The sequence below is a fragment of the Pseudomonas fakonensis genome (assembly GCF_019139895.1).
GTDB lineage: Bacteria > Pseudomonadota > Gammaproteobacteria > Pseudomonadales > Pseudomonadaceae > Aquipseudomonas > Aquipseudomonas fakonensis.
This window is the reverse complement of record NZ_CP077076.1, coordinates 3,732,151-3,748,344: the sequence shown is the minus strand read 5'-3', so window position 1 is coordinate 3,748,344 and position 16,194 is coordinate 3,732,151. Positions and strand designations below refer to the sequence as shown.

The window sequence follows — 16,194 nt, the reverse complement described above, 5'->3', positions numbered from 1 at the left end:
GGGACGTGCAAGAGTTGATCGGTGCGGTTGGAGCGTTGTCGGCCAAGGAACGGAAGGCCCTGGCCAGGATGCTCAAGGAAAAGGGGATCGACCTCTTTGCTGTCGCACCGGTGTTCAAGCGCGACCCGCAGGCACCTTTACGTCTGTCTTACGCTCAGCAGCGCCAGTGGTTCCTCTGGCAACTGGACCCGCATAGCGCTGCCTACAACATTCCCACCGCCCTGCGCTTGCAGGGCGAACTCGATCATGGCGCCTTGCAAGCGGCGTTCGATGCCTTGCTGGCGCGCCATGGCGCCTTGCGTACCGGTTTCGTCGAGGACCAGGACCAGGTGCTGCAGTTCATCCGCGAGCCGCAGCCGTTCACCTTGGCGCTGCAGACCCTGCAACCCGGCGAGGCGCCCCAGGCGCGTATCGAGCAGTTGCTCGACCAGTGCCTGAACCAGCCGTTCGACCTGCGCCGTGAGCCGCTGCTGCGCGCCGCGCTGCTGCGTACCGGCGAGCGCGAGCACGTGCTGGCCCTGGCCATGCACCACATCGTCTCCGACGGCTGGTCGATGCAACTGATCGTGCGCGAGTTGATGCAGTGCTACGCAGCGTTCAGCCGTGGCGAGCAGCCGCTATTGGCGCCGCTGGCCATCGACTACGCCGACTTCGCTGCGTGGCAGCGCGAGTGGATGGAGGCCGGCGAACGCGAGCGCCAGTTGGCCTACTGGGTCGAGCAACTGGGCCGCGAGGCGCTGGTGCTGGAGTTGCCAGCCGACCGTCCACGACCGCTGCGCCAGTCCTTGCGTGGCGCGCGCCTGGATATCCAGATTGACGCCGGGCTGGCCGAGGACCTCAAGCAACTGGCCCAGCGCAACAATGTGACCCTGTTCATGCTGTTGCTGGCCAGCTTCCAGACCCTGCTGCACCGCTACAGCGGGCAAACCGATATCCGGGTCGGCGTGCCGGTGGCCAACCGTACCCGGGTGGAAGTGGAAGGGCTGGTGGGCTTTTTCGCCAACACCCAGGTGCTGGCCGCCCGGTTCGATGCCTGCGACGGCTTTACCGACCTGCTGGGCCAGGTCAAGGCTCGGGTGCTGGGCGCGCAATCGCATCAGGACCTGCCGTTCGAGCAACTGGTCGAAGCCTTGGCGCCGGAACGCACCCTGAGCCACAACCCGCTGTTCCAGGCCATGTTCAACCACCAGGGCAGCAGTGCCGCCCAGCCCGCCGGCGGCGGCCTGGGCCTTGCGGCCGAGGTGATCGAGCGCGAGGGCTGCACCGCCCAGGTCGACCTCACCCTGGCCACCGAAGAGCATGCCCAGGGCCTGGCCGCCAGCCTCACCTACGCCACTGACCTGTTCGATGCCGCCAGCGCCGAACGCATGGCCCGGCACTGGCTCAACCTGCTGCGCGCTGTGGTCGAGGCGCCGCAGGGCAAGCTGGGTGAGCTGGCGATGCTCGGCGCCGACGAGCGCCAGCGCATTGTCGGACAGTGGAATGCCACCGCAGATGCCAGCTTCCCGCTCGACCAGCCGGTACAACGGTTGATCGAGGCCCAGGTAACGCTCACCCCGGATGCGCCGGCCCTGCAACTGGGCGACCAAGTGCTCAGCTACGCCCAGCTCAACGCCCGGGCCAACCAGTTGGCGCGGCACCTGGTGCACTTGGGGGTCGGCCCGGATTGCCTGGTGGGCATCGCCCTGGAGCGCAGCGTGGAGATGGTCGTCGGCCTGCTGGCGGTGCTTAAGGCCGGTGGCGCCTACGTGCCGCTGGACCCGGAATACCCCAGTGACCGCCTGGCCTACATGATCGAGGACAGCGGCGTGCAACTGCTGCTGACCAGTGCCGCACTGCTGGAGCGCCTGCCGGTGCCGGCGGGGGTGAACTGCCTGAGCCTGGACACCCTGGCGCTCGGCCACCTGGCTGAAGACGACCTGGGCGTGGAGGTGCAAGGCGAACACCTCGCCTACATGATCTACACCTCTGGCTCCACCGGCCGCCCCAAGGGCGCGGCCAACCGCCACCGGGCCTTGACCAATCGCCTGTGCTGGATGCAGCAGGCCTATGGTCTGGATGCCAGTGACGCGGTGCTGCAGAAGACCCCGTTCAGCTTCGATGTTTCGGTGTGGGAGTTCTTCTGGCCGCTGATGACCGGTGCGCGCCTGGTGCTGGCCCGTCCGGGCGAGCACCGCGACCCGGCGCGCCTGGTGCGCCTGATCAACGACCATGGCATCACCACGCTGCACTTCGTGCCGTCGATGCTCCAGGCGTTCATGCTCGACCCCCAGGCCGGCAGCTGCCAGGGGCTCAAGCGCATCATCTGCAGCGGTGAGGCACTGGCGCTGGACACCCAGCAGCAGGTACTGGCCCAACTGGGTCAGGCTGGGCTGTACAACCTGTACGGCCCCACTGAAGCGGCCATCGACGTGACCCACTGGACCTGCCGCGTCCAGCGCGAGCACAACGTGCCGATCGGTGAGCCGATCGCCAACCTGTCCACCCACATTCTCGACGCGGGGCTCAACCCGGTGGCCGCAGGGGTGGTCGGCGAACTGTACCTGGGCGGGGAAGGGCTGGCGCGTGGTTACCACCAGCGCCCAGGCCTGACCGCCGAGCGTTTCGTTGCCAGCCCGTTGGGTGCCGGCCAGCGCCTGTACCGCACCGGTGACCTGGCGCGTTATCGCGCCGACGGGGTGATCGAGTACGCCGGGCGGATCGACCATCAGGTCAAGATCCGCGGCCTGCGCATCGAACTGGGTGAAATCGAGGCGCGCCTGCAAGAGCAGGCGCAGGTGTCCGAATGCGTGGCGATTGCCGGGCAGGGCGCTGCCGGCGTGCAGTTGCTGGCCTACGTGGTGCCCAGCGATCCGGCCCTGGCCAGCGCCGAGGCGGCGCTGCAGCGCGCGCTGGTTGACCAGCTCAAGGCAGCGCTTGGGCAAAGCATGCCCGACTACATGGTGCCGGCGCACATGATCCTGCTCCCGGGCATGCCGCTGTCGCCCAACGGCAAGCTCGACCGCAAGGCGCTGCCGGCCTTTGACCAGCGTCAGGTACAGGCGCTCTATCGCGCCCCGCAAACCGAGCGCGAGCGCAGCGTCGCGGCCATCTGGCAGCAGCTGCTGGGCTGCGAGCAGGTGGGCCTGGATGATGACTTCTTCACCCTGGGTGGGCACTCCCTGCTGGCGACCCAACTGGTCTCCCGGGTACGCCAGGCTTTGGCTATCGATGTGCCGTTGCGGGTGCTGTTCGAACACAGCCAGTTGCAGGCCTTTGTCGGCGCATTGGCGCAGGGCGAGCGCCGCGAGATGGATGCGATCCCGGCATTGCCACGGGGGGCCGGGCTGGCACTGTCCTATGCCCAGGAGCGCCAGTGGTTCCTCTGGCAGTTGGAGCCGCACAGCAGCGCCTATGTGATCCCCATGGTCCTGCAGTTGCAGGGCGAGCTGGACGTGGCCGCATTGGGTCAGGCGTTCCAGGCGCTGTTCGAGCGCCATGAAAGCTTGCGAACCTGCTTCCAGGAGCAGGATGGCCAGTGCGTTCAGGTGTTCCATGCTGGCGTGCAGTTCCCGCTGCCCGTGCAGCACTTGCCCGCCGGTGCCGAGGAGCAGGCGGCCATCGAGGCCTTCGTCGGCGAACAGGTTGGCCGGCCGTTCGACCTGCGCGGCGATCTCTTGATGCGCGCTGCACTGCTGCAACTGGCACCACAGCGCCATGTGCTGGTGGTCACCCAGCACCACATCGTTTCTGATGGCTGGTCGATGCAGGTGATGATCGACGAATTGCTGCACTGCTACGGCGCTGCCCGCGCCGGACAGTCCGTGCAGTTGCCGGCGTTGGCTATCCAGTACGCCGACTACGCCGCCTGGCAGCGCCAATGGATGGACGCCGGCGAGCGCGAGCGCCAGCTGGATTACTGGAAAACCCATCTGGGCACGGCGCCGGTGGTGCTGGAGCTGCCCACCGACCATGTGCGTCCGGTGCAGCAGAGCCTGCGCGGTGCACGCCTGGAAGTGCCGGTGGACGGCGCCCTGCACCAGCGGCTGAAGGCGCTGGCCGAGCAGCAGGGCAGTACCTTGTTCATGGTTCTGCTGGCGGCTTACCAGGCGCTGTTGTTCCGCTGCAGCGGCCAGCCGCGCATCCGCGTCGGTGTGCCAATCGCCAACCGCAACCGCCTGGAAACCGAGCGCCTGATCGGCTTCTTCGTCAACACCCAGGTGCTTCAGGCCGACCTGCGTGGCGGGGACAGTTTCCTTGCCCTGTTGGCCCAGGTGCGCCAAGCGACCCTGGCGGCCCAGGACCATCAGGACCTGCCGTTCGAGCAACTGGTCGATGCCTTGCAGCCTGAGCGTAGCCTGAGCTACAGCCCGCTGTTCCAGGTGATGTTCAACCACCAGGCCGAACATGCCGGCGCGGCCCACGCCCCGCGCAGCCTGGCCGGGCTCGACGTGCGCAGCCTGGGCTGGTCGGGTGACGACGCGCAGTTCGACCTGACCCTCAGCACCCATGAAAGCCCTGGTCAGCTGGCGGCTTCGTTCACCTATGCCACCGACCTGTTCGAGGCGGCCACCGTGCAGCGTCTGGCCGGCCACTGGCTGGGCCTGCTGGCGCAGGTCGTCGAACAGCCGCAGTTGGCTCTGGGCGAGCTGCGCCTGCTGGATAGCGACGAACAGGCGCGCCTGGCCAGCTTCAACCCAGCCAGCGAAACCTATGAAGGCGAGCTGTGCATTGCGCAACTGATCGAGCGCCAGGCCGAACGTGCACCGCACGCGTTGGCCCTGATCGATGGCCAGCGGCGCCTGGACCATGCCTGGCTGCAGGCCCAGGCTAACCGCCTGGCCCACCACCTGGTGGCACTGGGCGTAGGCCCGGAAGTACGGGTGGGCGTGGCCATGCCACGCAACGCCGAGCTGCTGGTGGCGCTGCTGGCGGTGCTCAAGGCCGGCGGTACCTACGTGCCGCTGGACCCGGACTACCCTCGCGACCGTCTGGTCTACATGCTCGAGGACAGCCAGGCCAAGGTGCTGCTGACCCAGGCCGGGGCGCTGGATGGCGTGCCGCTCGAAGGGCTGGCTACGGTGCTGGTCGATGAACATGACACCACCCTGGCCGCCTACCCGGCGAGCGCGCCAACGGTGGCGGTATGCCCCGACAACCTGGCCTATGTGATTTACACATCGGGCTCTACCGGCAAGCCCAAGGGTGTGGCGATTGCCCACCGCAACGTGGCCGCGCTGGTGCACTGGTCGGCGGGGGTCTACCCGCAAGAAGCCATTGCCGGCGTGCTGGCCTCGACCTCGGTGTGCTTCGACCTGTCGGTGTGGGAGCTGTTCGTCACCCTGGCCAACGGTGGCCATGTGATCCTCGCCCGCAACGCCCTGGAGCTGGGCAGCCTGGCGGCCCGCGACGAAGTGAAACTGATCAACACCGTGCCATCGGCGATTGCCGCGCTGTTGCGTGCTGGCGACATTCCGGCCGGGGTCAAGATCGTCAACCTGGCAGGCGAACCGCTCAAGCAGGAACTGGTCGACAGCCTGTATGCGCTGGGCACCCTGGAGCATGTGTACGACCTGTACGGGCCGTCGGAAGACACCACCTATTCGACTTACTGCCGCCGCGAGGCCGGCGGGCAGGCCAGCATCGGCCGGCCGCTGTGCAACAGCCGTGGCTACCTGCTGGACGACCAGTTGCAGGTGGCGCCGGTAGGTGTTGCTGCCGAGCTGTACCTGGCCGGTGCGGGTGTCACCCGTGGCTACCTGCTGCGCCCGGGGTTGACCGCCGAGAAGTTCGTGCCCAACCCGGCGGGCGAGCCTGGCGAGCGGATGTACCGCACCGGCGACCTGACTCGTTACCGCGAGGACGGCCAGCTGGAGTACATCGGCCGGGTCGACCACCAGGTCAAGGTGCGTGGTTTCCGTATCGAGCTGGGCGAGATCGAAACCCGCCTGCAACAGCAGGCCGGAGTGCGCGAAGCAGTGGTGCTGGCGGTGGAAGGTGCCAGCGGCCACCAACTGGTGGGCTACCTGGTGGCCAATGCCACGCTGGACAGCGAGCAGGTGAAAGCCGCGCTGCGCGAACAACTGCCGGAGTACATGGTGCCGGCGCACCTGTTGCAATTGCCGGCGCTGCCACTGACCCCCAACGGCAAGCTGGACCGCAAAGCGCTGCCGCTGCCGGACCTGGAGCAGGCGCAGGCGGACTACGTGGCCCCGGTCAGCGACCTGGAGCAGCGCATCGCGGCGATCTGGCAAGACGTGCTCAAGCTGGAACGCATCGGCGCGCGGGATAACTTCTTCGAACTGGGCGGTGACTCGATCATCTCGCTGCAGGTGGTCAGCCGGGCACGCCAGGCGGGGATTCACTTCACACCCAAGCAGCTGTTCCAGCACCAGACGGTACAGGGCCTGGCTGCGGTGGCCAGTGAAGGTGAGGGCGTGGTGCAGGTGGCGCAGGGCCGGGTCGAAGGGCCGACGGCGCTGCTGCCGATTCACCGGGTGTTCTTCGACGAGGTGCAGGTCGAGCGCCACCACTGGAACCAGTCGGTGCTGCTCAAGCCGCAGCAGCCGCTGGATGCCGAGCGTCTGGAGCAGGCGCTGGCGGTGGTGCTGGAACACCACGACGCGCTGCGCCTGGGCTTTGTCGAAGCACAAGGCCAGTGGCAGGCGACCTACCATGGCGTGCCGGCCCACAGCGTACTGTGGCGCCGCGAGGTGGCCGATGCCGCCGCGCTGGAGGCGCTGGGCCGGGAAGCCCAGGCCAGCCTGGACCTGGCCCAAGGCCCGCTGCTGCGCGCAGTGTTGGCTGACTATCAGGGCGAACAGCGCCTGCTGCTGGTGATCCATCACCTGGCGGTGGATGGGGTGTCGTGGCGGATCCTGTTCGAGGATCTGCAGCAGGCCTACGAGCAAGGCGCGCAAGCCCAACTGCCGGCACGCACCAGCAGCGTGCGTGACTGGGCGGGGCAACTGCAGGACTACGCCCGTGGCGACGCTGCGCAACAGCAGCTGGCCTACTGGCAGGCGCAGTTGCAGGGTGCCGATACCGACCTGCCGTGCGAACGCCCCGAAGGCAGCCTGGCCAACCAGCACGGCCGCTCGGTGGCCACCCAGCTGTCGCGGGAAACCACGCGTAAGTTGCTGCAAGAGGCCCCGGCGGCCTACCGCACCCAGGTCAACGACCTGCTGCTGTGCGCCCTGGCCCGAGTGATCGGGCGTTGGAGCGGGCGTGACGACACGCCGATTCTACTCGAAGGGCATGGCCGCGAAGCCTTGTTCGATGCTCTCGACCTGACCCGCACCGTGGGCTGGTTCACCAGCCTGTTCCCGGTACGCCTGGGCCGTTGCGAGGCACTGGGCAGCAACCTGCGCCTGGTCAAGGAGCAACTGCGAGCGATTCCGGACAAGGGCCTGGGCTGGGGCGCGCTGCGCTACCTGGGCGACGATCGCGTGCAGGCCGACCTGGCGGCGCTGCCTGTGCCGCGCATCACGTTCAACTACCTGGGCCAGTTCGATGGCAGCTTTGCGGCCGAGGACGGCGCGCTGTTCGTGCCGGCCGGCGAAGCGGTGGGCCCGGACCAGAGCCCGTTGGCGGCGCTGGGCAACTGGCTGACGCTCAATGGCCAGGTGTACGGCGGCGAGTTCAGCATGGGCTGGCGCTACAGCGAGCAGATGTTCGACCAGGCCACAGTGCAGCAGTTGGCCGATGACTACGGTCGCGAGCTGGAAGCCCTGGTCGAGCATTGCTGCACCTTGCAGGAACGTTCGGCGACGCCATCGGACTTCCCCCTGGCCGGGCTGGACATGGCCGGGCTGGACAGCCTGCCGGTGCCACTGGCGCAGATCGAAGACATCTACCCGCTGTCGCCGATGCAGCAAGGCATGCTGTTCCACACTGTCTACGAGCACAGCGGCGACTACATCAACCAGATGCGCCTGGAGGTCGAAGGCCTGGAGCCTGCGCGCTTCGCCGCGGCCTGGCAGGCCTGCGTCGATGACCATGACGTGCTACGCAGCAGCTTCCTCTGGCAGGGGCTGGAGCGCCCGCTGCAGGTCATCCGCAAGTCCGTGCGCCTGACCTTGCACGAGCTCGACTGGCGCGACCGCAGCGCCGATACCGCTGCGCTCGACCAACTGGCTACCGACGAGCGTGCCCAGGGCTTCGACCCGGCCGAACCGCCCTTGCTGCGCCTGTTGCTGGTGCGCCTGGGCGAGCAGCGTCACCACCTGATCTACACCAGCCACCACATCCTCATGGACGGCTGGAGCAACTCGCGCCTGATGGGCGAGGTGCTGCAACGCTACCGTGGCCAGGCCGTACCGGCCCAGGCGGGGCGTTACCGCGACTACATCGCCTGGCTGGGGGCCCAGGACCCGGTGGCCACCGAGCAGTTCTGGCGCGGGCAAGTGGCCGGGTTGCAGGTGCCGACCCGGTTGGCCCGCGTATTTGGCGACCTGCCGCAAGGCGAGGGTGGCCAGCTTGAGCTGTACACCGGCCTGGATGCACGCCAGACCCAGGCCCTGAGCGAATTCGCCCGTCAGCACAAGCTGACCATGAACACCCTGGTGCAGGGTGCCTGGGCCTTGCTGCTGTCGCGCTACACCGGCCAGCAGCACGTGGCCTTCGGTGCCACCGTGGCTGGCCGGCCGGCCGAGTTGGTGGGCATCGAGCAGCAACTGGGGCTGTTCATCAACACCCTGCCGGTGGTGGTCGACGTCGAGTCGCAGCAGCCGCTGGGCGAGTGGCTAGCGCAGTTGCAACTGCGCAACCTGGCCTTGCGTGAGCACGAACACACCGCGTTGTTCGATGTGCAGCGCTGGGCGCAATTGGGCGACAACCTGTTCGACACCTTGCTGGTGTTCGAAAACTTCCCGATCTCCGAAGCCTTGCAGCAGGCCGCGCCGGACAGTCTGCGCTTTGGTGAGGTGCACAACCACGAGCAGACCAACTTCCCGTTGACCCTGATGGTGGTGCATGCCGAAGAGCTGGTGCTGCACCTGAGCTTCGACAGCCGCAGCTTCCCCGAACAAGGCATGCGCCGGCTCGGTGAACAGCTCAGCGGCCTGCTGGCCCGGTTGCCGGCACAGTTCGATCAGCCGCTGGCCGAGCTGCCGAGCCTGGAAGCTGCCGAGCAGGCGCGCCTGGCCGGCTTCAATCCACCCCGTGAAACCTATGCAAGCGAGCAGTGCATCCATCAGCTGATCGAGCGCCAGGCGGCCGAGGCGCCGCAGGCGCTGGCCCTGATCGATGGCGAGCGGCGCCTGGATCACGCCTGGCTGCAGGCCCGCGCCAACCGCCTGGCCCACCACCTGGTGGCGCTGGGCGTCGGCCCGGAAGTGCGGGTGGGCGTGGCCATGCCGCGCAACGCCGAACTGCTGGTGGCGCTGCTGGCGGTGCTCAAAGCCGGTGGTACTTATGTGCCGCTGGACCCGGATTACCCGCTCGATCGCCTGGCTTACATGCTCGAAGACAGCCAGGCGCGGGTGCTGCTGACCCAGCCGGGTGTGCTCGAGGGTGTTTCCCTGGACGGGCTGACCACGGTGCTGGTGGCCGAGGACGATGCGGCGCTGGCGCACTATACGGCGAGCGCGCCGGTCACCCAGGTGACGGCGCAGAACCTCGCCTACGTGATCTATACCTCCGGTTCCACCGGCAGGCCCAAAGGCGTGGCCATCACCCACCGCAACATCGTGGCCCTGGCGCACTGGTCCGCGGGCATGTATAGCCACGCTGAGATCCAGGGCGTGCTGGCCTCGACTTCGGTGTGCTTCGACCTGTCGGTGTGGGAGCTGTTCGTCACCCTGGCCAACGGCGGCTACCTGATCCTGGCGCGCAATGCCCTGGAGCTGGGCAACCTGCCGGCGCGGGCCGAAGTGAAACTGATCAACACCGTGCCATCGGCCATCGCCGCGCTGCTGCGTGCCGGCGAGGTACCGGCCGAGGTGGATATCGTCAACCTGTGCGGCGAGCCTCTCAAGCAAGGGCTGGTCGATAGCTTGTATGCGCTGGGCACTCTGGACCACGTGTACGATCTGTACGGGCCGTCGGAGGACACCGTCTACTCCACCTTCAGCCGCCGTCTGGCGGGTGGCACGCCGAGCATCGGCCAGCCGATGTGCAACAGCAGCGCGCTGCTGCTGGACGACCAGTTGCAGGCAGCGCCGGTGGGCGTTGCCGCCGAACTGTACCTGGCCGGGGATGGCCTGGCCCGTGGCTACCTGCTGCGCCCGGGGTTGACCGCCGAGAAGTTCGTGCCCAACCCGGCCGGCGAGCCTGGCGAGCGCATGTACCGCACCGGCGACCTGACTCGTTACCGCGAGGACGGCCAGCTGGAGTACATCGGCCGGGTCGACCACCAGGTCAAGGTGCGTGGTTTCCGTATCGAGCTGGGCGAGATCGAAACCCGCCTGCAACAGCAGGCCGGAGTGCGCGAAGCAGTGGTGCTGGCGGTAGAAGGTGCCAGCGGCCATCAGTTGGTCGGTTACCTGGTGGCCAATGCCACGCTGGACAGCGAGCAGGTGAAAGCCGCGCTGCGCGAACAACTGCCGGAGTACATGGTGCCGGCGCACCTGTTGCAATTGCCGGCGCTGCCACTGACCCCCAACGGCAAGCTGGACCGCAAAGCGCTGCCGCTGCCGGACCTGGAGCAGGCGCAGGCGGACTACGTGGCCCCGGTCAGCGACCTGGAGCAGCGCATCGCGGCGATCTGGCAAGACGTGCTCAAGCTGGAACGCATCGGCGCGCGGGATAACTTCTTCGAACTGGGCGGTGACTCGATCATCTCGCTGCAGGTGGTCAGCCGGGCACGCCAGGCGGGGATTCACTTCACACCCAAGCAGCTGTTCCAGCACCAGACGGTACAGGGCCTGGCTGCGGTGGCCAGTGAAGGTGAGGGCGTGGTGCAGGTGGCGCAGGGCCGGGTCGAAGGGCCGACGGCGCTGCTGCCGATTCACCGGGTGTTCTTCGACGAGGTGCAGGTCGAGCGCCACCACTGGAACCAGTCGGTGCTGCTCAAGCCGCAGCAGCCGCTGGATGCCGAGCGTCTGGAGCAGGCGCTGGCGGTGGTGCTGGAACACCACGACGCGCTGCGCCTGGGCTTTGTCGAAGCACAAGGCCAGTGGCAGGCGACCTACCATGGCGTGCCGGCCCACAGCGTACTGTGGCGCCGCGAGGTGGCCGATGCCGCCGCGCTGGAGGCGCTGGGCCGGGAAGCCCAGGCCAGCCTGGACCTGGCCCAAGGCCCGCTGCTGCGCGCAGTGTTGGCTGACTATCAGGGCGAACAGCGCCTGCTGCTGGTGATCCATCACCTGGCGGTGGATGGGGTGTCCTGGCGCGTTCTGTTCGAGGACCTGCAGCAGGCTTACGAAACCGATGCGCCATTGCCGGCGCGTACCCACAGTGTGCGCGACTGGGCCACGCAACTGCAGGCCTACGCCCGTGGCGAGGCTGCGCAGCAGTTGGGCTACTGGCAGGCGCAACTGCAGGGTGCCGATACCGACCTGCCGTGCGAACGCCCCGAAGGCAGCCTGGCCAACCAGCACGGCCGCTCGGTGGCCACTCAGCTGTCGCGGGAAACCACGCGTAAGTTGCTGCAAGAGGCCCCGGCGGCCTACCGCACCCAGGTCAACGACCTGCTGCTGTGCGCCCTGGCCCGGGTCATTGGGCGTTGGAGCGGGCGTGACGATACGCTGATCCAACTGGAAGGGCATGGCCGCGAGGCGTTGTTCGATGCGCACGACCTGACCCGCACCGTGGGCTGGTTCACCAGCCTGTTCCCGGTACGCCTGGGCCGTTGCGAGGCATTGGGCAGCAACCTGCGCCTGGTCAAGGAGCAACTGCGAGCGATCCCGGACAAGGGCCTGGGCTGGGGCGCGCTGCGTTACCTGGGCGACGATCGCGTGCAGGCCGACCTGGCGGCGCTGCCGGTGCCGCGCATCACGTTCAACTACCTGGGCCAGTTCGATGGCAGCTTTGCGGCCGAGGACGGCGCGCTGTTCGTGCCGGCCGGCGAAGCGGTGGGCCCGGACCAGAGCCCGTTGGCGGCGCTGGGCAACTGGCTGACGCTCAATGGCCAGGTGTACGGCGGCGAGTTCAGTATGGGCTGGCGCTACAGCGAGCAGATGTTCGACCAGGCCACAGTGCAGCAGTTGGCCGATGACTACGGCCGCGAGCTGGAAGCCCTGGTCGAGCATTGCTGCACCTTGCAGGAACGTTCGGCGACGCCATCGGACTTCCCCCTGGCCGGGCTGGACATGGCCGGGCTGGACAGCCTGCCGGTGCCACTGGCGCAGATCGAAGACATCTACCCGCTGTCGCCGATGCAGCAAGGCATGCTGTTCCACACCCAGGACGGCAACGGTGCCGACCTGTACATCAACCAGATCAGCGTGCCGGTGCAAGGGCTCGATCTGCCGCGCTTCGAGGCGGCCTGGAACCAGGTGATCGCCCGTCACGAGATCCTGCGCACCGGCTTCTGCGCCACCGCGACCCTCGCCCAGCCGTTGCAACTGGTGCGACGCGAGGCCAGGCTGGCATTGCAGGTCATCGACTGGCGCGACCGCGAGGCTGACCCGGCGGCGCTGGAGGCCGTGGCCGCGGCTGAATGTGCCAAGGGCTTCGACCTGCTGCAGGCGCCGCTGACCCGGATCACCTTGGTGCGCACCGCCGAGGATACCTATCAGCTGATCTGGACCAGCCACCACATCCTGATGGACGGCTGGAGCACCTCGCGCCTGCTGGGCGAGGTGTTCCAGGCCTACGCCGGGCAGGCGCTGGCGGAGCGCCAGGGGCGCTACCGCGACTACATCGACTGGCTGCAACGCCAGTCGGCCGAGGCTGACGAGCAGTTCTGGCGCGCACGCCTGGCCGACCTGGACGGGCCGACCCTGCTGGCCGGCACCCTGGCGCCACAGCCGGCAGCGGGCGAAAGTGGCCATGGCGCGCTGTACCTGAACTGGGACGCGGCCGCCACGGCCCGCCTCAAGGCCCAGGCCCAGCGCTTGCGGGTGACCAGCAACACGTTGATCCAGGCCACCTGGCTGCTGCTGTTGCAGCGCTACAGCGGGCAGTCGAGCGTGTGCTTCGGCGCCGTGGTGGCGGGCCGCCCGGCCAGCCTGGCGGGGGCCGACGAGATGCTTGGGCTGTTCATCAACACCTTGCCGATCGCCCAGACCCTCGACCCGCAAATGCCAGTGGCCGAGTGGCTGACGCAATTGCAGGCCTACAACCTGGAGGCCCGCGATCACGAGCACGCATCGCTGGCGGATGTTCAGCGTTGGTCGGGGCAGGGCGGGCAGGCGCTGTTCGACAGCATCGTGGTGTTCGAGAACTACCCGATCGACGAGCGCCTGGCCGATGCCGGCGACGACCGCTTGCGTTTCGGCGAGGTCAAGGGCCGCGACGTGACCAACTACGCCATGGACTTGGCCGTGAGCCTGGGCAGCACGCTGTCCATCGAGTTCCTCTACCTGCGCGAGCGCTTCACCGAAGCGGCCTGCGCCCAGGTGATGAGCAGCTTCGAAGTGCTGCTGCTGGCCATGCTCGACGATGCGCAAGCGACCCTGGGCAGCCTGGGCGTGCTCGATGCCCAGGCCTGTGACAGGTTGCAGCGCGCCAATCTGCTGGCTGCCGACGAACCTGCACCGCTGCTGGTGCATGCCATTGCCCACCAGGCCGCCTTGCGCCCTGAGGCCGAGGCCGTGACTTGCGCAGGCCAGAGCCTGACCTATGCGCAGCTCGAGCAACGCGCAGCAGCGCTGGCGACTCGCTTGCTGGCCGCCGGTGTTGGGCCGGAGACCCGCGTGGGTGTGGCGCTGGAGCGTTCGGTGCAGATGATCGTGGCCTTCTATGCGGTGATGAAGACCGGTGCAGCCTATGTGCCGCTGGACATCGACTACCCCCGTGAGCGCCTGGACTGGATCATCGAGGACTCGGCGATGAGCGTGCTCATCAGCGAAAGCCGCGTCAGTGCCCGCCTGGGCGACACCGCGGTGGCGCTGTGCATCGAGCTGGACACCGAGACGCTGCCGAGCGCCGCGCAGGCGGTGCTGTCGAGCGCACGGCCGGGTAACCTGGCCTACCTCATCTACACCTCGGGTTCCACCGGCAAGCCCAAGGGCGTGGCGGTGTCCCAGGGCGGCATTGCCATGCATTGCGCGGCGATCGCCGAGCGTTACGAGATGGGCCCGCACACCCGTGAGCTGCTGTTCATGTCGTTCGCCTTTGACGGTGCCCAGGAGCGTTGGCTGTCGACCCTGCTGCGCGGTGGCTGCCTGGTGGTACGTGACAACCAGTTGTGGACCGCCGAACAGACCTGGCAGGTGCTGCACGAGCAGGCGATCAGCATTGCTTGCTTCCCGCCGGCCTACCTGCAGCAGTTGGCCGAGTTCGCCGAAGGCCGTCAGCCGCCGGCGGTGGACATCTACTGCTTTGGCGGAGACGCGGTAGCCCAGGCCAACTTCGACCTGGTGCTGCGCAACCTGCGCCCGCGCTGCCTGACCAACGGCTACGGCCCGACCGAAACGGTGGTCACGCCGCTGTTGTGGAAGGTCGATGCCAGCGGCCGTTGCGAAGCGGCCTATGCCCCGATTGGCACGCGGGTCGGCGAGCGCACGCTGTATGTGCTCGACACCCACCTCAACCCGCTGCCGACCGGCGTGGCCGGTGAGCTGTACATCGGTGGCGAGGGGGTGGCGCGGGGTTATCACGCCCGCCCGGGGCTGACGGCCGAGCGTTTTGTGGCCGACCCGTTCAGCGCCGGTGGGCGCCTGTACCGCACCGGCGACCTGGTGCGCCAACGCGCCGACGGTGTGTTCGACTACCTCGGCCGCCTGGACAACCAGGTCAAGGTGCGCGGTTTCCGCATCGAGCTTGGCGAGATCGAAGCGCGCCTGCGTCAGCAAACCGGTGTGCGTGATGCGGTGGTGATCGCCCGTCGCGATGAGCGCGGCGACCAGTTGGTGGGCTACGTGGTGACCGCAGCAGATGGCCCGGCCGAGCAGGCCCTGCGTGAAGCGTTGCAGGCGCAGCTGCCGGACTACATGGTGCCGAGCCGGATCATCGTGCTCGACGCCTTGCCGCTGAACCCCAATGGCAAGGTCGACCGCAAGGCCCTGCCACAACCGGGCGCCAGCGAACGCCATTACCAGGCGCCGCGCAACCTCGCCGAACAGGCGTTGGTGGAGGTCTGGCAAGAGGTGCTGGGGGTCGAGCGGGTTGGCGTGACCGACAACTTCTTCGAGCTGGGCGGCGACTCGCTACGCATCCTCAAGGTGCTCGGCAAGTTGCGCGGGCGCAGCGACCTGGGTCTGGAGCTGAAGCTGCGTGACCTGATGACCCGGCCGACCATTGCCCAGCTCAGTGGCTATGACGAACAGCAGGAGGCCGCGCTGGACCCGCTGCTGTTGCTCAACAGCCCAAGCCCGGCGCGCCCGGCACTGTTCTGCCTGCACGCAGGCTTCGGCACGGTGTTCGACTACGAGCCGCTGGCTCGCCAGTTGGAGGGGCGCCACAGCGTCTACGGGTTGCAGTGCCGCATGCTGCTGGACCGCGACTGGCAAGATGATTCGCTGCAGGGCATGGCCATCGACTATGCCCAGTACATCCGTCAGAAGCAGGCCGATGGCCCGTACCTGCTGCTGGGCTGGTCGCTGGGTGGCACGCTCGCGGTGCTGGTTGCCGAAGAGCTGCGGCGCCAGGGCCAGGAAGTCGGCTTCGTCGGCCTAGTCGACAGCTTCATCCCAGGGCAGGGCGCCAGCCTGGTCAGTGATGACGAGGAACTGCGCAGCTTCCTGGCGGTGACCCTGCAGTGCGACGCCGAACAGCTGCCGGCCGTGGTGTGCCCGCAGCCGTTGCAGGTGCCGCCACTGGCCGAGGCGATCGGCCAGGTGCAGGCAAAGCTGGCCAGCAACTCGGGCTTCGATGCCCAGGACCTGGCCCAGGGCTTCGTGGTGGCCATGCGCCTGAAAGCGCTCAGCGAGCAGCAGGGCGACCTGCCCACGCTGGATGTGCCAATCCACTGCTGGTGGGCCGGTGACGCGGCCAGCCAGGCGGCGGTGGCGGCGTTCGAGGCCGGGCTTGGCCAGGTGGCGCAACGTCACTGGCTGAACACCACGCACTTCGCCATCCCCCGCCATGCGGCCTTGCTCAAGGCTGTGCATGAGTACCTTGGCAGCCTCGAGACCATCGCAGGCTGATACCCCCGGGCCCTGTTTACAG

The 16,194-nt window shown here is 67.8% G+C and carries 1 protein-coding gene; it reads left to right on the top strand.

The genetic code is table 11. The features are described 5' to 3' along the window. Positions 1-5 precede the first annotated feature (5 nt). Entirely contained in the window at positions 6-16,172 is a 16,167-nt protein-coding gene (locus KSS94_RS16460; protein WP_217839157.1) for a non-ribosomal peptide synthase/polyketide synthase, read from the top strand. Positions 16,173-16,194: the final 22 nt, after the last annotated feature.